Annotated in this window: 23 protein-coding genes; 11 read left to right on the plus strand and 12 right to left on the minus strand. The window is 69.6% G+C overall.

Going from position 1 to position 21,497, the window contains the following annotated elements:
* Window positions 1–298 precede the first annotated feature (298 nt).
* The 3 genes from ABDW35_RS10200 to ABDW35_RS10210 all read left to right on the plus strand — a co-directional run bounded on the left by ABDW35_RS10200 (window position 299) and on the right by ABDW35_RS10210 (window position 4,011).
* Window positions 299–1,702, plus strand: coding sequence for a Do family serine endopeptidase (locus ABDW35_RS10200; RefSeq protein WP_343713753.1), 1,404 nt, complete (start codon window positions 299–301; stop codon window positions 1,700–1,702).
* Window positions 1,703–2,045: 343 nt separating this feature from the next.
* A complete protein-coding gene (locus ABDW35_RS10205; RefSeq protein WP_343713754.1) occupies window positions 2,046–2,858 on the plus strand; it encodes a class I SAM-dependent methyltransferase in 813 nt (270 codons plus the stop codon).
* Between the two features lie 307 nt (window positions 2,859–3,165).
* A complete protein-coding gene (locus ABDW35_RS10210) occupies window positions 3,166–4,011 on the plus strand; it encodes a hypothetical protein (protein ID WP_343713755.1) in 846 nt (281 codons plus the stop codon).
* Between the two features lie 28 nt (window positions 4,012–4,039).
* Here the strand turns inward: ABDW35_RS10210 and ABDW35_RS10215 are convergent, their stop codons facing one another.
* Together ABDW35_RS10215 and ABDW35_RS10220 are read right to left on the minus strand one after the other, a co-directional pair.
* Window positions 4,040–7,222 carry a multidrug efflux RND transporter permease subunit gene (locus ABDW35_RS10215; protein WP_343713756.1) on the minus strand — a complete coding sequence of 1,061 codons (3,183 nt, stop codon included), beginning with the start codon at window positions 7,220–7,222 and terminating at the stop codon, window positions 4,040–4,042.
* Between the two features lie 10 nt (window positions 7,223–7,232).
* The gene (locus ABDW35_RS10220) at window positions 7,233–8,426 is read right to left on the minus strand and encodes an efflux RND transporter periplasmic adaptor subunit (RefSeq protein ID WP_343713757.1); all 1,194 of its coding nucleotides are present in this window, start codon (window positions 8,424–8,426) and stop codon (window positions 7,233–7,235) included.
* Between the two features lie 78 nt (window positions 8,427–8,504).
* Here ABDW35_RS10220 and ABDW35_RS10225 point away from each other — a divergent pair, with 78 nt between their 5' ends.
* Both ABDW35_RS10225 and ABDW35_RS10230 read left to right on the plus strand, forming a co-directional pair.
* Window positions 8,505–8,678 carry a hypothetical protein gene (locus ABDW35_RS10225; RefSeq protein ID WP_343713758.1) on the plus strand — a complete coding sequence of 58 codons (174 nt, stop codon included), beginning with the start codon at window positions 8,505–8,507 and terminating at the stop codon, window positions 8,676–8,678.
* Entirely contained in the window at window positions 8,656–9,975 is a 1,320-nt protein-coding gene (locus ABDW35_RS10230) for a replication-associated recombination protein A (protein WP_343713759.1), read from the plus strand. The genes ABDW35_RS10225 and ABDW35_RS10230 overlap by 23 nt, the downstream gene beginning before the upstream one ends.
* A 21-nt stretch (window positions 9,976–9,996) precedes the next feature.
* Here ABDW35_RS10230 and ABDW35_RS10235 read toward each other — a convergent pair whose 3' ends face one another.
* Complete coding sequence (locus ABDW35_RS10235; RefSeq protein WP_343713760.1) at window positions 9,997–10,428, minus strand: VOC family protein; 432 nt, start codon at window positions 10,426–10,428, stop codon at window positions 9,997–9,999.
* A gap of 83 nt (window positions 10,429–10,511) precedes the next feature.
* Here ABDW35_RS10235 and ABDW35_RS10240 point away from each other — a divergent pair, with 83 nt between their 5' ends.
* The 4 genes from ABDW35_RS10240 (at window position 10,512) to ABDW35_RS10255 (ending at window position 14,048) form a co-directional block, all read left to right on the plus strand.
* Window positions 10,512–11,366, plus strand: coding sequence for a helix-turn-helix domain-containing protein (locus ABDW35_RS10240; RefSeq protein WP_343713761.1), 855 nt, complete (start codon window positions 10,512–10,514; stop codon window positions 11,364–11,366).
* A gap of 113 nt (window positions 11,367–11,479) precedes the next feature.
* Window positions 11,480–12,403 (plus strand): aspartyl/asparaginyl beta-hydroxylase domain-containing protein, encoded by a 924-nt coding sequence (locus ABDW35_RS10245; protein ID WP_343713762.1) that lies wholly within the window; start codon window positions 11,480–11,482, stop codon window positions 12,401–12,403.
* Window positions 12,404–12,474: 71 nt separating this feature from the next.
* On the plus strand, window positions 12,475–13,368 hold the full coding sequence (locus tag ABDW35_RS10250; RefSeq protein WP_343713763.1) for a hypothetical protein: 894 nt from the start codon (window positions 12,475–12,477) through the stop codon (window positions 13,366–13,368).
* Window positions 13,365–14,048: a DUF2459 domain-containing protein gene (locus ABDW35_RS10255; RefSeq protein ID WP_343713764.1), complete on the plus strand. Its 684-nt coding sequence runs from the start codon at window positions 13,365–13,367 to the stop codon at window positions 14,046–14,048. Before ABDW35_RS10250 ends, ABDW35_RS10255 begins: the two co-directional genes overlap by 4 nt.
* Before the next feature lie 5 nt (window positions 14,049–14,053).
* Here the strand turns inward: ABDW35_RS10255 and ABDW35_RS10260 are convergent, their stop codons facing one another.
* From ABDW35_RS10260 to crcB, 3 genes are all read right to left on the minus strand, one after another.
* Window positions 14,054–14,518, minus strand: a complete 465-nt coding sequence (locus tag ABDW35_RS10260; RefSeq protein WP_343713765.1) for a hypothetical protein — start codon at window positions 14,516–14,518, stop codon at window positions 14,054–14,056.
* A 40-nt stretch (window positions 14,519–14,558) separates the two neighbouring features.
* Window positions 14,559–15,062: a hypothetical protein gene (locus ABDW35_RS10265; protein ID WP_343713766.1), complete on the minus strand. Its 504-nt coding sequence runs from the start codon at window positions 15,060–15,062 to the stop codon at window positions 14,559–14,561.
* A gap of 114 nt (window positions 15,063–15,176) precedes the next feature.
* On the minus strand, window positions 15,177–15,572 hold the full coding sequence (gene crcB / locus ABDW35_RS10270; protein ID WP_343713767.1) for a fluoride efflux transporter CrcB: 396 nt from the start codon (window positions 15,570–15,572) through the stop codon (window positions 15,177–15,179).
* Window positions 15,573–15,604: 32 nt separating this feature from the next.
* Between crcB and ABDW35_RS10275 the strand changes: the two genes are divergently transcribed.
* Window positions 15,605–16,690 carry an RluA family pseudouridine synthase gene (locus ABDW35_RS10275; RefSeq protein ID WP_343713768.1) on the plus strand — a complete coding sequence of 362 codons (1,086 nt, stop codon included), beginning with the start codon at window positions 15,605–15,607 and terminating at the stop codon, window positions 16,688–16,690.
* 21 nt (window positions 16,691–16,711) lie between these two features.
* A complete protein-coding gene (locus ABDW35_RS10280) occupies window positions 16,712–17,272 on the plus strand; it encodes a nucleotidyltransferase family protein (protein WP_343713769.1) in 561 nt (186 codons plus the stop codon).
* Between the two features lie 51 nt (window positions 17,273–17,323).
* Here ABDW35_RS10280 and ABDW35_RS10285 read toward each other — a convergent pair whose 3' ends face one another.
* From ABDW35_RS10285 to ABDW35_RS10310, 6 genes are all read right to left on the minus strand, one after another.
* A complete protein-coding gene (locus tag ABDW35_RS10285) occupies window positions 17,324–17,794 on the minus strand; it encodes a hypothetical protein (protein ID WP_343713770.1) in 471 nt (156 codons plus the stop codon).
* A 179-nt stretch (window positions 17,795–17,973) separates the two neighbouring features.
* The gene (locus tag ABDW35_RS10290) at window positions 17,974–18,489 is read right to left on the minus strand and encodes an SRPBCC family protein (protein ID WP_343713771.1); all 516 of its coding nucleotides are present in this window, start codon (window positions 18,487–18,489) and stop codon (window positions 17,974–17,976) included.
* Window positions 18,486–18,815 (minus strand): metalloregulator ArsR/SmtB family transcription factor, encoded by a 330-nt coding sequence (locus ABDW35_RS10295; RefSeq protein ID WP_343713772.1) that lies wholly within the window; start codon window positions 18,813–18,815, stop codon window positions 18,486–18,488. Before ABDW35_RS10295 ends, ABDW35_RS10290 begins: the two co-directional genes overlap by 4 nt.
* Before the next feature lie 46 nt (window positions 18,816–18,861).
* The gene (locus ABDW35_RS10300) at window positions 18,862–19,479 is read right to left on the minus strand and encodes a LysE family translocator (RefSeq protein ID WP_343713773.1); all 618 of its coding nucleotides are present in this window, start codon (window positions 19,477–19,479) and stop codon (window positions 18,862–18,864) included.
* Between the two features lie 448 nt (window positions 19,480–19,927).
* Window positions 19,928–20,317: a VOC family protein gene (locus tag ABDW35_RS10305; RefSeq protein WP_343713774.1), complete on the minus strand. Its 390-nt coding sequence runs from the start codon at window positions 20,315–20,317 to the stop codon at window positions 19,928–19,930.
* A gap of 46 nt (window positions 20,318–20,363) precedes the next feature.
* Window positions 20,364–21,374, minus strand: a complete 1,011-nt coding sequence (locus tag ABDW35_RS10310) for an ABC transporter permease (protein WP_343713775.1) — start codon at window positions 21,372–21,374, stop codon at window positions 20,364–20,366.
* Window positions 21,375–21,497: the final 123 nt, after the last annotated feature.

Here is a 21,497-nt window from a genome sequence, read left to right on the forward strand (position 1 = left end):
GAGAGGCCGATCCACACTCCCCCTCCCCTTGCGGGAGGGGGGTAGGGGGAGGGGGTTCTCGCGGCCAGAGCCGGTCGGTCTGGATCCTGGCGGAGCAATCGGTCAGGTATCTTAGAGTTCGTCATCTTCGCGCGCGGACGCGCGCAGACCCCTCCCCCTATCCCCCTCCCGCAAGGGGAGGGGGACAAAAAAGGAGCCCAATCGGAAGAGAGGCCCATCTCCTCCGCGGCAGGACGGACCCTGGACGCTGGGCGGGGCCTCGGCTAGATCCACGGCCGTGACGGCGGATGGAGGAAGGATGTCCCGTTTCGCAGGCGCCGCGGCGGCGGTGCTGCTCCTGCTGGCCGGGCCGGCCGGGGCGGAGCCGGTGGTGCCGACCAGCAAGGCCGAGATCGACCTCAGCTTCGCGCCGCTGGTGCGCAGCGCGGCGCCGGCCGTGGTCAACATCTATGCCCGCCACATGGTGGTCGAGCGGGCGAACCCGCTGTTCGACGACCCCTTCTTCCAGCGCTTCTTCGGCGACGACATGCCGGGCGGCCGGCCGCGGCAGCGGGTCGAGAATTCGCTCGGCTCCGGCGTCCTGGTCGGGTCCGGCGGGCTGGTGGTCACCAACCACCATGTGATCAAGGACGCCGACCAGATCACCGTGGTGCTGTCCGACCGCACCGAATACGAGGCCGAGGTGGCGCTGTCGGATGAGCGCACCGACCTGGCCTTCCTCAAGCTCAAGGACCTGTCCGGCCGGTCGCTGCCCGCGCTGCCGCTCGGCGACAGCGACGCGCTCGAGGTCGGCGACCTAGTACTGGCGATCGGCAACCCCTTCGGCGTCGGCCAGACCGTGACCATGGGCATCGTCTCCGCCATCGCCCGCACCGCCGTCGGCATCTCCGACTACGATTTCTTCATCCAGACCGACGCGGCGGTGAACCCCGGCAATTCCGGCGGCGCGCTGATCGACATGAAGGGCCGGCTGGTCGGCATCAACACGGCGATCTACAGCCGCACCGGCGGGTCGCTCGGCATCGGCTTCGCCATCCCGGCCAACATGCTGCGCAGCATGATGCGGGCGGCGGAGACCGGGCAGCCCGTCGTGCGGCCCTGGCTCGGCGCCGACGGCCAGGCGGTCGACCGCAGCCTGGCCGAGGCCTACGGCCTGGACCGGCCGGCCGGCATCCTGGTCAACGGCGTCACCGCCGGCGGCCCGGCGGCGCGGGCCGGCCTGAAGGTCGGCGACGTGGTCACCGCAGTCGACGGCCATACGGTCGACGACCCGGAATCGCTGCGCTTCCGCCTGGCGACGCTCGATCTCGGGGCGAGCGCGACGCTGACCGTGCGGCGCGGCAAGGACACGGCCGAGCTGGCCCTGCCGGTCGAGGCGCCGCCGGAGACGCCGGCGCGCGACCAGCGCGTGCTCGGCGGCCGTTCGCCCCTGGCCGGCGCCACCGTGGTCAACGTCTCGCCGGCGGTGGTCGAGGAGATGCGGCTGAACGGTTCCGGCAAGGGCGTGGTGGTGACCGCGGTCGCCGCCCGCAGCCCGGCCGCCCGGCTGGGGCTGCAGCCCGGCGACGTGCTGCTGCGGCTGAACGACGAGGTGGTGGAGAGCACGGCGGCGCTGGACGACGCGCTGCGCGGCTCCCGCGGCCCCTGGCGCATCGCCGTCCAGCGCGGCGGGCAGGTGCTGGAGACGGTCATCGGGAGATAGGGGCGCGTGTCTCTTGTCCCCTGGCCGGGGATCCGGCCCGGCGCACCCGACCGGCTTCAGGCAGCCATCCGCACGGACGCGCACGGGCCCTCCCCCTCCTGCTTGCGAAGGGGAGGATGAAAGGCTGCTCCCACAGGGCCAGCCGCTTGGGCGGATATCGAGATCCTGATTTCGCATGCGGCGCCAAAAGCTTGGCCCGTCGCGCCACTGATTTGATCCCGGATTGGATCATTCGACGCCGAAGTAAAAGCGGCCTCGGAACACCCGCCCGTTGAATCCGCTCGGCTCTTCCCTCGGCGATCTACCTGACCCGGTGAGTGTGACAGATCACGAGATCGGCCCTATGATCGTCTTGATTTTGAAGCGAATTCGCCAGGGGAGGATTTTCATGCCATCGGCAACGGATCGTCAGTGGCAGCGCTGGGGCCAGGTCAACCCGTATTACGGGATCGTCGGCATCGAGACGGCGGAGTTCGAGGCCCGGTGGCGCAGCCGGTTTTTCGAGACCGGCAAGATCCACATGGATCATGTCTTCGCGCAGCTGGCCCGCTACGACGTCGCGCCCCAACAGCACGGCAAAGCACTCGATTTCGGCTGCGGCGCAGGGCGGCTGCTGCTGCAGCTGGTCGACCGGTTCGACGGGATCGTCGGCGTCGACGTCTCGCAGGATCAACTGGCGCTGGCTCGACAGAACGTCTCCTCCGACAAGCTCCGCTCGTTCTCCTCTCTTGACGAGCTGGCCGGCGAAACTGGCACCTTCGACTTCGTCAACACCTTCGTTGTGCTGCAGCACATCCGGCCCGAGCAGGGCTACGGAATCATCGACACGCTGCTGAAGCTGCTCCGGCCCGGTGGGTCCTTCGCGCTCCACTTTACCGTCGGTGACATCCGCGAGAAGCGCCGCCGCCTGAACTGGTTCCGATACCGGCTCCCGCCGCTGCACTGGGCCTACAACATCTCCCGCCGACGCCCGTGGAACGAACCGATTATGGAGATGAACGCCTACGACATGGCCGTTGTCGGCGCGATCATGATGCGCAACGATGTCGGCCGGTTCGGCTGCTCGCTCTTTGATCACACCGGCAACACCGGGATGCTCTGCGTCGGCCGCAGGGAGCCCGGCATCAACGTCCTGCCGCAGAACATGGAGAGCTAGGCCGCTGTGACGTCGTCCGGATCGGACCTGTCCGGGCCGTGGCTTGCGGCATCGCCATCGGCCGCCTTGATCCAGGCGACTCTCCCTGATTGAAGACGACGGCGACGCCGCCGACCGTATCGCCCACACCTGGCGCGATGATCTTCGACACAGCATCCGGGCAGCGGTTGCAGAAGGTTCGAGCGCGCCTCTTGCTCAGCCGTTCGACCATCATCCCGGGCAGGCGCAGCGTCGCGGAGCGTCCATCGGTTGCCCTGCCCGGCGGCGGCTGGAATGATCCGCCCCGATTCGAGGAAGGGGATGGACGATGACGGCACTTTCGACCGGCGATCTGCTGCGGCGCTCCGTGGGCTGGGTCCTGGGGCACGCCGGGGCCCTGGCGCGGCTGGCGGCGCCCGCCGTCGTCTTCGCCCTGATCTTCCGCTTCGCCATCGACTGGCTGTGGGGCGACGAGGTGGCGGCGATGGCGTCGGGGCAGGCCCCGTCCGGCGCCGGCGCCCTGGCCGTGCTGCTGTCGATGCTGGTGCTGCTGTTCGCGGTCGCGCTGATCGGCGTCAGCTGGCACCGCTATGTGCTGCGCGGCGAGATGGCGCCGTTCCCGGCCGACGCCGCCATGGCGCGCTTCTTCCTGGCCCAGATCTGGCTCGGCATCCTCGGCATGCTCACATCCGTGGCCGGGCTGTTCGTGCTGTCGATCCTGTTCGGCCTCGTCGGTGGGCCGTCGCTGCTGCAGGCCTTCGCCGATGGCGGGGCCTCGGGCGGCGTGCCGGGGATCCTGCTGCTGACGGCCGTGGTCACGGTGCTGTCGACCGTGCCCTTTGCCTTCTACGGGCTGGTCCTGCCCGCCATCGCCATCGGCGACCGCGGCCTCACCGGCGGCGAGAGCAGCCGGCTGCTGCGCGGCCACCGGACGGCGGTGCTGGCGGCGCTGGTCATCGCCCTGCTGGGATTCTTCGTGGTGGCCATCGGCCTTGGCCTGGTGCTGGACGCGATCCTGCCGGAGGAGGAGGGGCCTGGGCTGGTCAGCCTGGTGATCGACCTGGTGTCGATGGCCCTGACCACCGTCGAGGTCGGCGTCTTCGCCGGCATCCTGTCGGAACTCTATCGGTCGCTGCGCCTGCCGGAGCTGGCGCGCAACGGTGTCCCGGGCTGAGTGGCCCAGGACACCGTCATTGTGACGATCACGCCGCCGGGGTGCTCTCCGGCTTCGGCGCCGCCGGCTTGCGCCGGGCGAACACTGTGCCCAGCCAGCGGCAGACGACGTAGAACATCGGCGTGAACAAGAGGCCGAACACGGTCACGCCGATCATGCCGAAGAACACCGCGGTGCCCAGCGACTGCCGCATCTCGTAGCCGGCGCCCGACGCGATCACCAGCGGCACCACGCCGAAGATGAAGGCGAAGGACGTCATCAGGATCGGCCGCAGCCGGGTGCGGGCGGCCGAGACCGCGGCCTCCTGCCTGGTCTCGCCATGCTCCTCCGCCTGGCGGGCGAACTCGACGATCAGGATCGCGTTCTTCGCCGCCAGGCCGATCAGCACGACGAAGCCGATCTGCGCCAGGATGTTGACGTCCATGCCCCTGAGCAGCAGGCCGCTGACCGCGGCCAGCAGGCACATCGGCACGATCAGGATGACCGACAGCGGCAGGGTCCAGCTTTCATACTGCGCCGCCAGCAGCAGGAAGACGAACACCACCGAGGCGACGAAGACCAGCATGCCGGTGTTGCCGGCCAGCTTCTCCTGCAGCGCGATCTCGGTCCATTCGAAGCCGAAGCCCTGCGGCAGGGTCTCGGTGGCGATCTGCTCCATCGTCGCCAGGGCGAAGCCGGTGGAATAGCCCGGCAGGGTCGACCCCTGCACCTCGGCCGCCGGGTACAGGTTGAAGCGCGGCACGCGATAGGCGCCGGTGCGGTCGTGGAAGCTGGCCACGGCGCTGAGCGGCACCATCCCGCCGCTGTCGCTCCGGGTCTTGTAGTTGCCGATGTCGCGCAGGTTCTGCCGGAACTTGCCGTCCGCCTGCGCGGTCAGGCGGAAGGTGCGGCCGAGATAGTTGAAGTCGTTGACATAGGTCGAGCCGAGATAGACCTCCAGTGTCTCGAACACCCGGTCGGCTGGCACGCCCAGCATCTCCGCCTTCACCCGGTCGATGTCGGCGTAGAGCTTCGGCGTGCGGGTGTTGAACAGCGAGAACACGCCGGCCAAGCCCTGGGTCTGGTTCGCCTTGGCCACGATCTCCTGGGTCGCGGCGTCCAGCGCCGGCAGGCCGCGGCCGGTCTTGTCCTCGATCATCATCTTGAAGCCGCCGCCGGTGCCGATGCCGCGCACGGGCGGGGGCTGGATGGTGATGATGAAGGCGTCCTGGATGTTGGACAGCTTCTGGTTCAGCGCCGCCTGCAGGTGGTTGACGTCCTGCCCCTTGGCGGTGCGCTCGGCGAAGGGCGCGAAGGTGGAGAAGATGGCGCCGGAGTTCGAGGCGTTGGTGAAGGTGGCGCCGTCGAAGCCGGAGAAGGGCACGACATGGATGATGCCCGGCACCTCCAGCATCTCCTTGGCCGCCTGCTTCACCACTGCGTCGGTGCGGGCGAGGGATGAGCCGGGGGGCAGCTGGATGACGGTGATCAGGTAGCCTTGGTCCTGCTGCGGGATGAAGCCGGTCGGCGCCCGGCCGAACTGCACCCCGGTCAGGCCGATCAGCCCGACATAGACCACCAGCATGACCACGGCGAAGCGCAGGATCCGGCGGGTCAGTCCGCCATAGCCAAGCGACAGCCGGTCGAAGAACCAGTTGAAGCCGCGGAAGAAGGCCTGGATCGGCCGGAACAGCACGAAGGTCTTCTTCTCGTGATGCTCGACATGCGGCTTCAGCAGGATGGCGCACAGCGCCGGGCTCAGGGTCAGCGACACGAAGGCCGAGATCACCGTCGCCGCGGCGATGGTCACCGCGAACTGGCGGAAGAACTGGCCGGAGATGCCGCTGATCATCGCCGCCGGGATGAACACGGCGCACAGCACCAGGGCGATGGCGATCAGCGCGCCGCCGACCTCGTCCATGGTCAGGTGCGCCGCCTCCCTCGGCGATTTGCCCTCGCGCAGATGCCGTTCGACGTTCTCGACCACCACGATGGCGTCGTCGACGACGATGCCGATGGCCAGCACCAGGCCGAACAGCGACAGGTTGTTCAGCGAATATCCCAGCGCCGCCATCACCATGAAGGTGCCGACCAGCGAGATCGGGATGGCCACGACCGGGATGATCGCTGCGCGCCAGGTCTGCAGGAACAGGATGACGACGACGACGACCAGGACGATCGCTTCCCAGATCGTCTTCTCGACCTCATGCACCGATTCGGCGATGAACTCGGTCGGGTTGTAGATGATGTTGTACTGCAGGCCCGGCGGGAAGCTCTTGGACAGCTCCTGCATGGTCGCGATCAGGCGGTCGGCCGTCTCCAGCGCGTTCGACCCCGGCCGCTGGAACACCAGCAGCGGCACCGCCGGCCGTTCGTCGAGATACCCGTTGGCGGTGTAGTCCTGGGCCGCCAGCTCGACCGTGCCGATGTCGCGCACGCGGGTGACGCGGCCGTCGCTGTCGGTCTTGATGACGATGTTGCCGAACTGGCGCGGGTCGGTCAGGCGGCCGAGGGTCTCGACATTCAGCTGGTAGGCGCCGCCCTGGCCGGGCACCGGCGGCTGGTTCAGCACGCCCGAGGCGACCTGGACGTTCTGCGACCGCAGCGCGGCGACGATCTCGCCGGCCGTGAGGTTGCGCGACGCCGCCTTGTCCGGGTCCAGCCAGACGCGCATGGCGTAGTCGCGGGCGCCGAAGATGCGCACGTCGCCGACGCCGTCGAGGCGGGCCAGCACGTCGCGCACCTGCAGGGTGGCGTAGTTGGAGATGTACAGCGGGTCGCGCGATCCGTCCGAGGAGCTGAGATGGATCACCATCAGCATGTCGGGCGAGGATTTGCGCACGGTGACGCCGATCTGGCGCACCTCCTCCGGCAGCCGCGGCTCGGCCACGGCGACGCGGTTCTGCACCAGCACCTGGGCGATGTCGAGATCGGTGCCGAGGCTGAAGGTCACCTGGATCACCAGCTGGCCGTCGCCGGTCGCCTGCGACTGCATGTACAGCATGTTCTCGACGCCGTTGATCTCCTGCTCGATCGGCGTCGCGACCGTGTTGGAGACCACCTCGGCCGAGGCGCCGGGGTAGGAGGTGCGGATCTCGATGGTCGGCGGCGCGATCTCGGGATACTGCGCCACCGGCAGGGTGAAATAGGCGGCCGCGCCGAGCAGCACGACCAGGATCGACAGCACCGTCGCGAAGATCGGGCGGTCGATGCAGAAATGGGAGAACTTCATACCCCTGGCCTCAGTTGGCGTCGTATTCGGGGGTCGGCTCGATCTTGCCGGGCTGCGGCGTCACCTTGCCGCCCGGGCGGGCGCGCACTAGGCCGTTGATGATGACCTTGTCCTCGCCGGTCAGCCCTTCGCGCACGATGCGCAGGCCGCCCGGCTGGGTCGGGCCCGGCCGGATGATCTTGGGCACCACCGTGCCGTCATCCTTGACCGTCATCACGATCCGGTTCGACTGGTCGGTCAGGATCGCGCTGTCCGGGATCAGCACCGCGTCGTACTCGTTCGACCCGGGCAGCCGGATGCGGCCGAACTGGCCCGGCGTGATGAACAGGTCCTTGTTGTCCAGGATGGCGCGGGCGCGGATGGTGCCGGAGCCGGGGTCCAGCTGGTTGTCGACGAAGTTCATGGTGCCGCCATGCGGCCAGTCCCGCTCGTCCGGCAGCCGGGTCTGGATCAGGGTCTGGTTGTCGCGGGTCGAGGGCAGCTTGCCGGCCACCACCGCGCGCTGATAGGCGAGGTAGTCGGCCTCGCTCATGTCGAACTCGAAATAGATCGGGTCCAGCGCCACGATCGTGGTCAGCAGGGTCGAGCTCGGGTCGCCGGTCACCAGATTGCCGATGTCGACGCGACGGTTCGAGACCCGGCCGGCCATCGGCGCCTTGACCTGGGTGAAATCGAGGTTGAGCTGGGCCGACTGCAGCGCCGCCGTCGTCTGGGCCACCGCGGCCTCGGCCGCCCGCCGCTCCTGCACCGCCTGGTCATAGGCGGAGCGCGAGACGTTGGACTGGCTGACCAGGGCCGAGGCGCGGTCGAGCTGGACCTTGGCGAGGTCGAGCCTGGCCTGGGCGCTGGTCAGGTCGGCCTTGGCCGAATCCACCGTGGCCTGGTAGGGCCGCGGGTCGATCGTGAACAGCACGTCGCCCTGCTTGACCATGGCGCCGTCGGCGAAGTTGATCGACTGCAGATAGCCGGAGACGCGGGCGCGCACCTCGACCCTCGCGGTCGCCTGATAGCGGCCGGTGAACTCGTCGTATTCCGTGATCTTCTTGACCAGGGGCGAGGCCACCGTGACCGGCGGGGGCGGCGGCGCCGACTGGCCCTGGCTGCTGCTCGATTCGTTGCACGCGGCCAGGAAGGCCACCAATCCCAAGGCGGTGAGGGTGCCGACCACCCGTCCTGGCCGCTTCTGCAGGCGCCCGGTCATCATGTCTCGCTCTCCGAAGGAGGTCCCCGGCCAAGAGGGTCATGCCTGCCTGGGGGGTTGTCAATTGTACGAGGTTATAGGTTGATCTCGTTCGCCTTTTGCACTGCAAAAGTTCCCGGCGAAGTGACCGTGATCACATCCGGGCGAAACCGTGGCAGCAATGCGGCGCCGGGCGGAGAATCGAAGCTCGCCATTGCGCCGCCGCGGCGGCTGGCCGACGATGCGCGCCATCATGGCGCGCTCTCCCAAGACTGACGACACCCCCTCCCTCTTCGCCGACCAGGCGCCGCGGCCGCTGGCCGACCGGCTGCGGCCGCGCAGCATCGCCGAGGTGGTCGGCCAGGACCACCTGCTGAAGCCGGACGGGCCGATCGGCCGGATGGTGGCGGCGCACCGCATCGCCAGCATGATCCTGTGGGGGCCGCCCGGCTGCGGCAAGACCACCCTGGCCCGGCTGCTTGCGGAGCACACCGACCTGCATTTCGAGCCGCTGTCGGCGATCTTCTCCGGCGTCGCTGACCTGCGGAAGGTGTTCGACGCCGCCCGCGGCCGGCGCGCGGCGGGGCAGGGCACGCTGCTGTTCGTCGACGAGGTGCACCGCTTCAACCGCAGCCAGCAGGACGCCTTCCTGCCGGTGGTCGAGGACGGCACCATCACCCTGATCGGCGCCACCACCGAGAACCCGTCCTTCGAGCTCAACGCGGCGCTGCTGTCGCGCTGCCAGGTCTTCGTCCTCAACCGCCTGGACTTCGCGGCGCTGGAGGAGCTGATGCAGCGGGCCGAAGCCACGGAAGGCCGGCCCCTGCCGCTGACGCCGGAGGCGCGCGACGCGGTGAAGGCCATGGCCGATGGCGACGGCCGCTACCTGCTGAACCTGGTGGAGGAGCTGTTCGCGCTGAAGCCGGCGGCGCCGCTCGACGCCGCCGCGCTGGCCCAGGCGGTGCAGCGCCGGGCGCCGGTCTACGACAAGGCGCAGGAGAGCCACTACAACCTGATTTCGGCACTGCACAAATCGTTGCGCGGCAGCGACGTCGATGCCGGGCTCTACTGGTTCGCCCGCATGCTGGCGGGCGGCGAGGACCCGCTCTATGTCGTGCGCCGGCTGGTGCGCTTCGCGGTCGAGGATATCGGCATGGCCGACCCGCAGGCGCTGACCCAGTCGCTGGCCGCCTGGGACGCCTATGAGCGGCTGGGCAGCCCGGAGGGCGAGCTGGCGATCGCCCAGGCGGTGATCTACCTGGCGACGGCGCCGAAATCGAACGCCGCCTACACCGCCTACAAGGCGTCGACCCGCGCGGCGAAGGAGACCGGCAGCCTGATGCCGCCGATGCACATCCTCAATGCCCCGACCCGACTGATGAAGGAGATTGGCTACGGCAAGGGCTACGCCTACGACCACGACACCGAGGACGGCTTCTCCGGCCAGAACTACTTCCCGCCGGACATGGACCGGCAGGAGTTCTACCGCCCGGTAGAGCGCGGCTTCGAGCGCGAGATCAGGAAGCGGCTCGACTATTGGGCCAAGCTGCGGGCGCAAAGGGCGGAGGAGTAGCCGCTCCTCCGCCCCGCCGTCTCAAATCATCGTGACGCCGGGCGGCGGCGCTTCGGGCGCGCCGATCCTCTGGTAGAACCACAGCGTGTAGCCGTAGGGGTCTTTCACCGCGAAGTTCCGGTCGCCCCACCATTGCGTGGTCAGTGCCTCCGTCACCGCGACGCCGCGCGACCGCACCTGGTCGTGATAGGCGTCGACATCCTTCACGCTGAAGTAGATGTCGACCGGCCGGGGGCCGCCCTGGCCCTTGGCGATGCCGGCCGCCGGCGACTGCGGCCGGCCCATCATCACCATGATCCCGTCGCGCTGGACGATTCCGAAGTCGAGCTTCCCGTCCTTGCCGACGATGCCCATCATGTGGCCGAAGCCCAGTTTCTCCAGATAGAAGTCGCGCAGCGCCTCCACCTCCTCGACCCAGAAGCTCGGGACCACCTGCGCCGTCTGCTCGCTCATCGCGTCCTCCGGAAAAGAGTGAGGACGCGATTGTCCGTGGCCGGCCTGTCGCTTTCATCTACTTTTCGGAGTAGAAAACAGCGATGCGATGGCAGGATCTGGCGCTGCTCGACGAGGCCGGCTTCTCGCTCTACGAGAAACGCGCCCTGGTCGCCCTGGGCATTCTCGGCGTCTCGGACGCGGCCGGGCTGTGCCGCGAGGGCGACATCCCGACCTCGAAGATCTACCTGGCGATGGAGAAACTGGCCCGGCTGGGGCTGTGCGAGGCCCAGCACAGCCGGCCGAAGCTGTACGCCGCGCTGGCGCCGGATGCGGTGGTCGACCGGCTGGTCGAGCTGGCGCGCGAGCGGGCGGAAAGCTTCGCCGCCCAGGCCGACCAGCTGCGCGCCACGCTGCGCGACCTGCCGGGGCGGCTGCGCGGCGGCCGCGGCGTGGCCGACCTGGCGCTCGGCACCGAAAGCCATGTCAAGCGCCACCTCGCCCGTCTGGCCGGCGCCCGCCGCCGGGTGCTGTCCTATCTCGAGGAAGGCGATCTCTTGGCGATCGACCGCCAGGCCGAATCCGGCTTCGACGTGCTCAGGCGGGTGTCGCGCGCCGCCTCCGGCCGCGGCCTCGACCACCGGGCGATCTTCGGCTTCTCCGACCGCACGGCGCCGCGGCTGCTGGCCTTCCTGCGGCGGCATGGCGGGTCGCTCGGCCACCTGTCGGGGCTGCGCTATTCCGGCGAGCTGGGCCACCCCTTCCATGTGCTGGACGACGAGACGGTGATCCTGTCGCTCGACCACCCCTTTGTGCCGGAGGGGCGCTTCGCCTCCCTCCTGGTGCATGACCGCGACCTGGCGGCCAGCCTGACTCAGGGCTTCGAGACGCTGTGGCAGAAGGCGTTGCAGGACCTGCGCGAGATCCGCTTCCTGCCGCGGCAGCCGGGGCCGTCCTGAGCCCTGCGGCGCCGTTGTCCTATCGGCGAGGCGGCAGGGATGGTATAGAGCATGCGAATTGGTCGCAAACCCGGCCCCGTCCGTCCGGGTTCCCGGTTGGAGGTATGGCCCAGATGCTGGCCACTGTGTTCGCCCCGAAGTTCGTGATCGTCTACGCCTACATCGCCTCGGCGCTGTGGGTGCATTTCCGCGGCCAGGTGCGGCACCGCTTCACCCGCCAGCTGACCGACCACTCGACCTTCTTCGCCCCGATCAACTGCTTCATGTACCTGTTCTCGCGGGTGCCCAGCACACCCTATCACGACCCGCGCAGCTTCCCGGAGCTGCAGGCGCTGAAGGACAATTGGCACATCCTGCGCGAGGAGGCGCTGCGGCTGCAGGAGGAGGGCGACATCAAGGGCTCGGACAAGCTCGACGATGTCGGCTTCAACTCCTTCTTCCGGCGCGGCTGGAAGCGCTACTACCTGAAGTGGTACGGCGACCCGCTGCCCTCGGCCGCGGCGCAGTGCCCGAAATCGGTCGAGTTGGTGCAGAGGATCCCCGGGCTGAAGGCGGCGATGTTCACCTCGCTGCCGCCGGGCGGCAAGCTGGTGGCGCATCGCGACCCCTATGCCGGCTCGCTGCGCTACCATCTCGGCCTGATCACGCCGAACGATGACCGCTGCCGCATCGTCGTCGACGGCAAGTCCTACAGCTGGCGCGACGGCGAGGACGTGGTCTTCGACGAAACCTTCATCCACTACGCGGAGAACTTCTCCGACGAGAACCGGGTGATCCTGTTCTGCGACGTCGAGCGGCCGATGCGGTTCCGCTGGGCGCTGGCGGTGAACCGCTTCTTCGCCAAGTACCTGATCCAGGCCGGCGCCACCCGCAACGCCGATGGCGACAAGGTCTCGGGGCTGAACAAGGCGTTCGCCTACATCTACCCGATCCGGACCTACTTCAAGGGCGTCAAGAAGAAGAACCGCAAGCTGTACTACGCGATCAAATACGTCTTCTTTGGCGGCTTGCTGGCGGCGTTCCTGGCGCTGGCCTGATCGCCTTTCTTCGGACACGCCGCCGCGCCACCGTATCGGCCGGCCGTTCTGCGCACGAGGCGTGATCCGCGGTGACATCCCTGACGCATGAGGGCGGCCCCGCCCTCTTCGACCGCTTCGTCGCCATCGACTGGTCCGGCGCGGTCGGCGCCTATGACGGCGTCGCCGTGGCCGAATGCAGGGCCGGCGCGGCGGGCCCTCGGCTGCTGCCGCCCCCGGCCGGCCGGCGCTGGACACGGACCGCCGTGGCCGGGTGGCTCGAGGCGCAGGCGCAGGGCGGCGGCCGGATGCTGGCCGGGATCGACTGCGCGTTCTCGCTGCCCTTCGCCGTCGCCGCCGGCTACCTGCCGCCGGGCGGCGACGCCCGGGCACTGTGGGCGCTGGTCGACAGGGTCGCGGCGGAAGCGCCGGATTTCCACGGCGCCGGTTTCGCCCGCCATGCCGATTACGCCGCCGATTTCTGGCTTCGCGGGCCGCGCCCGGCCGGCTGGGTCGAGCCGCACCGCGCGGCCGAGATGGCCTGCCGCCGCGACGGGCTGGGCGCGCCGGACAGCCCGTTCAAGCAGTTCGGGCCGAAGACCGTCGGCCCCGGCGCGCTGGCCGGGATGCGGGTGCTGCACCATCTGCGCGACCGGCTCGACGGCCGGCTGGCGGTGTGGCCGTTCGAGGCGCCGGCGGCGCAGCCGCTGGTCATGGTCGAGATCTTCCCGCGGCTGTTCTGGCGCCGCTCCGGCCGCACGCTCAGCGCCAAGGTGCGCGACCGCGTGGAGCTTGACGCGGCGCTGGCCCGGCTCGGCAGCGGCCCGGCGGCGGCACCCGACCCGCTGACCGATCACGCCACCGACGCGCTGGTGGCCGCGGCCGGGCTGCGGGCGCTGGCCGCCGATCCCGCCGTGTGGTCGCCGCCGGGGCTGGACCCCGCCACCGCCCGCACCGAAGGCTGGATCTTCGGGGTGCGGGGATGAAGGCGCTGCGCCTGCTGCTGGCGACCGCTGCCGCTCTGATCGCCGGGTTCCTCGGCCTCGCGGTGCTCTACATCACGGTCGCCACGGCGCTGGCGCTGCTGCCGCTCGGCGGCCGGGCGCAGCAGGTCGTGGCGGGCGACCCGCCGGCCTATGTCTGCGCCACCCTGACCCACAGCGACATCGTGCTGCCGGCGCGGGACGACCTGGCCGACTGGACCGCGGTGTTCCCGGACGCGGCGCCGGTCGCCTTCGTGCCGAACCTGCATGTCGCCTTCGGCTGGGGCGACCTGACCTTCTACCGCGAGACGCCGAGCTGGGCCGATCTGCGCTTCCATACCGCCATGGCGGCGCTGTTCGGCGGCGGTCCCAGCGCCCTGCACGTCGCCTATGTCGTGGACCCGGCCGGCGCGCCCGGCTGCAGGCGGCTGGCGCTGGACCGGGCCGGGCGGCAGGCGCTGGCCAACGCCATCCGCGGCACCGCGGCGCTGGGCCCGGACGGGCGCGGCGTGCTGGCGGCCCCTGCGGGGACCGGCACCCACGAGGCCTTTTACGCCGCGCACGGCACCTACAGGCCCTGGCGCACCTGCAATGTCTGGACGGCGGAGGCGCTGCGGGCCGCCGGGGCGCCCACCGCGCTGTGGGCGCCGTTCAGCTTCGGGGTGATGTGGCCGCTGGGGTGAGAGGGTCACTGGAACGAGAAGGGATTCCTCAGGGACTCGACATTGCCTTTGGCGAAGCGGATGGTGCGACCGATCACCTGATTCTGATAAGTTCCCGGACTCAGATAGACGAAATAGTAGGCTCCATTTTCCTCATATACTGCGGCGCAGTATTTCTTGACATCTTCTGCAAAGCAGAAATCATTGCCTTCGATCGTCCATTTTCCTTCGAAGCTGTCGACACGGTCTTTGTAATAATAGACTCCGTCCGGTCGATAATACTCGACCCACTCCTCGCCTGCTTTCATGGTCACGAAGTTGCGTGTAAAGCGAACGTAAACCGTCTGGTCCGCGAAGATCGAAGTCAGGCGGGTGCCGGGCACCAGTTTTGCCCCGCGTTCCGCGAGCGCCGTGACGGTGATGCCTGGACTCAATGTCTGGCAGGCGGCCACGACCAGAAGCGCCACAAAGGCCAAGACCACGCTGCGCATGCAATTCCCCCAACCTGTCCGTCGATGCCTGGAGCCGACCTTACTTCTTCTGCCGCCGCTTGTGCGGCTCCGGCTTCTTCGGCACGAACCCCTCGGCGTCGCCGTCCACGGTCTTGTCGGCATAGGAGACGGCGCGGCCCTGATAGGGGCCCTGGGCCGCGGAGATGAACTGCAGCGTGCCGCCCAGCTCATACAGCTTGGCGCAGCGCTCCTCGCCCTCGCGGAAGCTCAGGCACAGCTCGTCCTTGCCGTCCGGCAGGTACCAGCGGCCGCGGAAGGTGGTGCGCCGGTCGCGGTACCACAGCTGCCCGTCGGGCGCGAAATACTCGGTCCAGGCGTCGCCGGCCTTGTCGGTGTTGGTGTCGACCGAGAAGGTGCCGTAGACGGTCTTGTCGCTCAGCCGCTCCAGCAGCTCCATCCGGGGGATCGGCTTGGCGCCATGGGCCAGCAGGTCCTCGGCGGTCGGGTCCGGCGGCAGCGGCTTCGGCGCGCAGCCCGCCAGCATTCCCAGCAGCACCACCCCCGCCACGATCCCCAACCGCATCGCCTGTTCCCCCAATCGCTGAGCCGACTCGCTCCCGTCGCGAGACGATAATACTATGTTATGCACGGATGGCGGGAAAATCTCACGCCCTCGGACTCCTTTCAGCGCGCGGGGTCAGCGCGCCAGCGCGTTGGCCGCCCCGGCCGCGACGACGCCGAGCCACACCGCGACCAGGCACAATACCACCGACAGCACCACATTGGCGCCTGCCCGCGCCCATTCGCCGTCCTGCATCAGCCCCAGCGTCTGCAGGCTGAAGGAGGAGAAGGTGGTGTAGCCGCCGCACAGCCCGACCATGACGAAGGTCCGGACATCGGCGCTGACCAGGAAGCGGCCGTCCGGACCGGTCAGGCCACCGAAGATGCCGATGATGAAGGAGCCGAGGATGTTGATGCCCAGCGTGCCCCAGGGGAAGTCGGCGCCGAAGCGCTCGACCGCGAGGGCGGAGCACCAGTACCGCGCCATGCCGCCCAGCGCGCTGCCGGCCGCGACCCACAGATAAGTCCCCACGCGACGAACCCCTCTCGTGCTACACCACCCGCATGAGCCGAACGCCCGCCCCGCCGCCGACCCGAAAAGACCATCCTGCGCCGAAGCCCGCGGCCGGCGCCACCCCGCGATCCGGCGACGCAGCGCCGCGCGCGGTGCAGACCGTCGCGGTGTCGTCGGATGACGGCGACCTGCGGCTGGACCGCTGGTTCCGCCAGCGCTTCCCGGGCCTGACCCATGGCCGGCTGGAGAAGCTGCTGCGCACCGGCCAGGTCCGGGTCGACGGCAAGCGCGCCAAGGCGGCGCAGCGGCTGGAGCCGGGGCAGACCGTCCGCATCCCGCCGCTGGACGAGGCGGCGGCACAGGCCCCTGTGCCGCGCGCGCCGATGCCGCTGAAGGCGGAGAAGGCAGAAGGGCTGGCGGCGGAGCTGAAGCGCGCCATCCTGCTGATCGACGATGACGTGATCGTGCTGAACAAGCCGGCCGGGCTGGCGACGCAGGGCGGCGGCAAGGTCAAGGCGCATGTCGACGGGCTGCTGGACCATCTGCAGTTCGACGCGAAGGAGCGGCCGCGGCTGATCCATCGCCTGGACCAGGAGACGTCGGGCGTGCTGCTGATCGGCCGCACCGCCAAGGCGACGCGGCGGCTGAGCGAGGCGTTCCGCGAGCGCGCCACGCGCAAGGAATACTGGGCGGTGACGGCCGGCGTGCCGCACCCGCATCAGGGCCGCATCGACCTGGCGCTGGCGCGGTCGCCGAACAATGTTGGCCGGGTGGTCGAGGATGGCGACGAGGAGGGCCAGCGCGCGGTCACCGACTATTCGGTGGTCGAGGTCGCGGCCCGGCACGCCGCCTTCGTCGCGCTGTGGCCGGTCACCGGCCGCACCCACCAGCTGCGCCTGCACATGGCAGCGCTGGACACGCCGATCCTGGGCGACGGCAAGTACGGCGCCGGCAAGGCCGCGATCGCGGGGGCGGAGCTGCCGCGCCAGCTGCATCTGCATGCCCGCCGGCTGGTGCTGCCGCACCCCGCGCGCGGCACCATCGACGTCACCGCGCCCCTGCCGCCGCACATGGTGACGACCTTCCGCTATTTCGACTTCGACCCCAAGGCGAAGCCGGAAGGGCCGGAGGATTGACGGGCTGAGGGGCCGCCGGCCGTGCCGGTCTCCGCCGCCGAAATCGTCGCCTGGGCGATGGCCAACCCGGTGAATGCCGCGCTGCTGCAGCGGCTGCCGCGGCTCGGCCTGCCGCAATGCTTCCTGACCGCCGGCTGCCTGTTCCAGGCGGCGTGGAACCGCCGCTCCGGCTTGGCGCCGGAGACGGCGGTGAAGGATTACGACGTCTTCTATTTCGACGACCGCGACCTGTCCTGGGAAGCGGAGGATGCGGTGATCCAGGACGTGGCCGCCCTGTGCGCGGATCTCGGCGTCGCGGTCGAGGTCAGGAACCAGGCCCGCGTCCATCTCTGGTACCGGCAGCGCTTCGGCGGCGACTACCCGCAACTGCGCTCCGCCACGGACGGCATCGACCGCTATCTGGTGCAATGCACCTGCCTCGGCATCGAGGTGGCGACCGGCCGGCTCTACGCCCCGAACGGGCTGGAGGACATGGTCGCGGGCGTGCTGCGGCCCAACCCGCTGAACCCGTCGCCCGCGCTGTTCCGCGCCAAGGCAGAGTCCTACCAAGCCCGCTGGCCCTGGCTGACGATCGCGGAATAGAGAGGGGTGGACCGGAGAGGAGGCGGGCGCGACGCCCGCCTCCCTGTCCGCCTACTGGACCGACTTGACCGGGACGGTGAAGTGGCGCTTGCCGTACCAGATCTGGACCCGGTTGTAGTTCGCCTTCGCCGGATCCTCGACGAAGGGCGGGACCTCCATCGGGGTCTGGACCTGGGTGGCGGGGTCGGTCGGCGCCGTCGCCCACAGCTCCAGGACCTTGGTCCTGCGGGCTGCCTTGCGGTCGCTGTCCACCAGCTTGACCGTCCAGCCGGCGGACGGCGCGGTCACGGCGCCCAGCTTGCCTTCGACATGCAGTGACGCGGGCTCCGGCGGCATGCTGTTCAGCCAAGCCTCGAAGTCCCGCGGATTGACCCGCAACTTGGCGGCTTCGTTGACGGTGGCGACCGCGGGCGCCGGTGTTTCGACCGCCTGCGGCGCCGGGGCGGTCGTCTGCGACGAGCCGCATCCGGCCAGGCCGGTCATGAAGAATCCTGCAAACAGCACTGTATGGATCCTGGCCATTTGGGCTTCTCCCTGAAATCAGCACTACAATAAAGCGGTTCTATACGGCATCGGCGCGTAATAGGCGAGTCTGACCGAAGCGGCGGCCCGGTTTTTCTTGACCGTCGCAAGTGGTGGGCAGCCCGACACCGGCCGCGACTGTGCCGGCGCAATCCGGGCTGGAACAGGACGACAGTCCTTCAGACCGCCGGCCCGGACCAGGCGCCGCCATAGCCGGGCTGCACCTCGGCGTAGCGCTGCGTCCACACCGGCAGCGGCGCGTTGCCCAGCAGGGCCTCCAGTCGGTCGAGATAGGCGTGGGTGCCGGGCATGAAGCCCCCGGCGTCGCGCGGTCGCAGCCCGCTGTGGCTGAAGCGCAGCAGCGTGCCGTCGCCATCGGCCTCCAGCTCGTAGCGCACCACGGTCTCGCCGATGAGCGACTGGTGCCATTCATGCTCCAGCAGCCGCGGCGGATCCCAGGCCAGGATGCGGCCGGCGATGCTGCGGTGCTGCGGCGGCACTGTCGGGCCCTCGGCCACGGTCTCGATCCGGCCGCCCTGGCGCGGGTCGATGGTGGTGGGACCCAGCCAGCGGCCGCGCTGCGCCGGGTCGGTCAGCGCCGCCCAGACGGCCTCGACCGGGTAGGGCAGGCGGCGCTCGAACCGGATCGTCGCGGTGCTGCCGTGGCGGATGATGGTGCCGGTGCGGCTGGTCATGTCGGATCGTCCTGCTTGTGCGGCACCGTGGCGGCGAGGTGCCGCTCCAGCGCGTCGAGATGGCCGGCCCAGTATCGGCGGAAGCGTTTCAGCCAGGCGTCCATCTCGGCCAGCCGGTCGGGCTTCAGCGCGTAGATCCGCTGCTGCGCCGCCGCCCTGGCCTCGACCAGCCCGGCCTCGCGCAGCACCCGCAGATGGCGCGAGACGGCCGGCTGGGTCAGGGCCGGGAAGGCGGCGACGATCTCGCCCGCCGGCCGGGGCTGGCCGGCCAGCAGGTCGAGGATCGCCCGGCGATGCGGCTCCGCCACCACTTCGAACACGTCCATGACGATATATGATCTCAGGATTATATAATCGTCAACGTATATGGAGTCACTTGCCGCGGGCGAGGGCCAGGCCCAGTCCGGCGCCAACCAGCAGGCCGCCGGTGATCCGCTGCCGCAGCCGGCCGTGCCGGGCCAGCAGGGGGCGGGCGCGGGCGGCCAGCAGCGCCCAGCCGCCGTCCAGCGCCACGGCCAGCAGCAGGAACACCGCCGACAGCAGCGCCACCTGCGGGCCTGCCGGCCGCGCCGGGTCGACGAACTGCGGGAAGAAGGCGCCGTAGAACAGCAGCGTCTTCGGGTTGGTCAGCGATACCAGCACGGCGCGGCCATAGATGGCGCGGACGGATTTCGGCTGCGCCGCGACCCGGGTCAGGTCGGCCGGCGGTGCCCGCCAATGCGAGATGCCGAGCCAGACCAGATAGGCGACGCCGATCCAGCGCAGCGTGCCGAACCAGTGGCCGGCGGTGCCCAGCGCCTCGGCCATGCCGAAGGCGGTGAGGCCGAGCTGCAGCACCATGGCCGAGCTGGTGCCGGCGACGGTCAAGAGGCCGATGCGCGGCCCCCAGGCGACGCTGTTGGCGACGATCAGGGCCACGTTCGGCCCCGGAATCAGGATGATCACGGTGACGGTGGCGATGAAGGCGAGAAGGAGGTGCGGGTCGATCATCGGGGCTCTCCAAGGGAAAGAGGGCCGGCGAGGATCAAAGAAAAACCCCGCCGGATGGGCGGGGCGTCGTGCGTCGGGCCGTCAGGCGGCGGTCAGGAGGACCGCGGCCCCGTCCCGGGCGCGCATGCGACAGCGACCGCCGGATGAGGGCGGGCTTGTTGCAGGCGAAGGGAGACGGCGTGACGCATGCGCGCAAAATAGGCGCGGCGCGGCGGCGCCGTCAACCGGTGCGGGTCTGCGGGCAATCGCTTGAAAGCCGTGCGCTGTCGAGCATCTTTGCGTTGCCTCTCCCGCCGGACGCGGGAGAGGTCGACAGCGCGCAGTGCTGGCGGGTGAGGGCTGGTCCAGGCCTCGACAAACTCCCCTCACCCGGAGCCGCTTCGCGTCTCCGACCTCTCCCGCTTGCGGGAGAGGCAATTGGAGTGATTGCCCTGGACGGCGCCGGCCGTCAGGCGGGGCGGGGGGCCGAGGTCATCCAGCCGACGACCGCGCCGGTCGGGTCGCGGACGATGGCGATGCGGCCGACGCCGGGCACGTCGAAGATGTCGCGCATCAGGGTGCCGCCGGCCTGCTGCGCCGCCGCGACGCGGGCGTCGACATCGTCGACCTCGATATAGGCGAACCAGTGCGGCGGCACGTGCTCCAGGCCCGGGACGGGCCGGATGTCGAAGATGCCGGCCACCATCCGGTCGCCAACCCTGGCGACGATGTAGTCGCCGCCCGTGGCCATCGGCATGGTGTCGAAGCTCCAGTCCAGGGTCTTGCCGTAGAAGTCCCGGGCGGCCTCGGGGTCGCGGGTGTTCAGCTCGTTCCAGACGAAGGTGCCGTGCTCGGGCATCATTGCCTCCCATCCGGCGGCGGGGTGCCGCCCTCCGGGCAGGATATCACGGTTTCGGTGACGATCCGGCGACCGCCGGCGCCTGGGCGGCCCCGGCCGGGACGGCGCGGGCCTGGCGGGCGGCGCGCATCCTCTGCAGATGCTGGTCGGCCAGCACGCCGATCAGGATCACCGTGCCCATCACCGCGAAGTTGAGCGAGGAGGGGATGCCGAGCAGGTTGACCAGGTTCTGCAGCACCTGCAGCAGCACGGTGCCGAGGATGATGCCGAGGATCGACCCCTCGCCGCCGCGCAGCGAGCAGCCGCCCAGCACCGCCGCGGCGATGGCGTAGAGCTCGTAGAAATTGCCGTGCGCCGAGGGCTGGATCGAGTTGGTGTAGAAGGCCAGGAACACGGCCGCGAGGCCGGCCAGCAGCCCGCAGATGACATAGGCCGAGGCGATCACGGCGCGGGTGTTGATGCCGGAATAGCGCGCCGCCTCCTCGTTCTTGCCGACGGCGAAGAGGTAGCGGCCGAACACCGAGCGGTGCAGCACCACCCACATCACCAGCGCCACCACGACCATGGCCAGGAAGGTGTTGGGGATGCCGAAGCTCTGGCCGTTGGCGAAATCCGCCAGCGTGTCGAAATCGCCGCCATAGCCGAAGCCGACGGTGGCGTCGTCGGTGTAGTAGCGGGCGGCGCCGCGATAGATCAGCAGGGCGCAGAGGGTGACGACGAAAGGCTGGATGCCGATCCGGGCCACCAGGAAGCCGTGGATGGCGCCGAACACCCCGCCCATGGCGATGGCGGCGGCCAGGGCCAGCGGCCAGGACCAGCCCCAGTTCACCACCATGTCGACGAAGACGACGCCGATCAGCGCGAACATCGACCCGACCGACAGCTCGATGCCGGCGGTGATGATCACCAGCCCCTGGCCGATCGAGAACAGCCCGTACAGCCCGACCAGATTGGCCATGTTGTACAGGTTCACCGCCGAGACGAAGCGCGGCTGCAGCAGCGCCACAACGCAGCCGATCACCAGGATCAGGATCGCCAGCCCGAGTTCCTTCCTCATTTACCCGACGTCCTCCCGGTTCGCGTCTCTTCTGCATTCTCTCTGGTTGTCATGCCCGGGCTTGACCCGGGCATCCAGAGAGCGTCGACACCCTCTGGATTGCCGGGTCAAGCCCGGCAATGA

This window comes from Inquilinus sp. (assembly GCF_039594555.1).
Lineage (GTDB): Bacteria > Pseudomonadota > Alphaproteobacteria > DSM-16000 > Inquilinaceae > Inquilinus.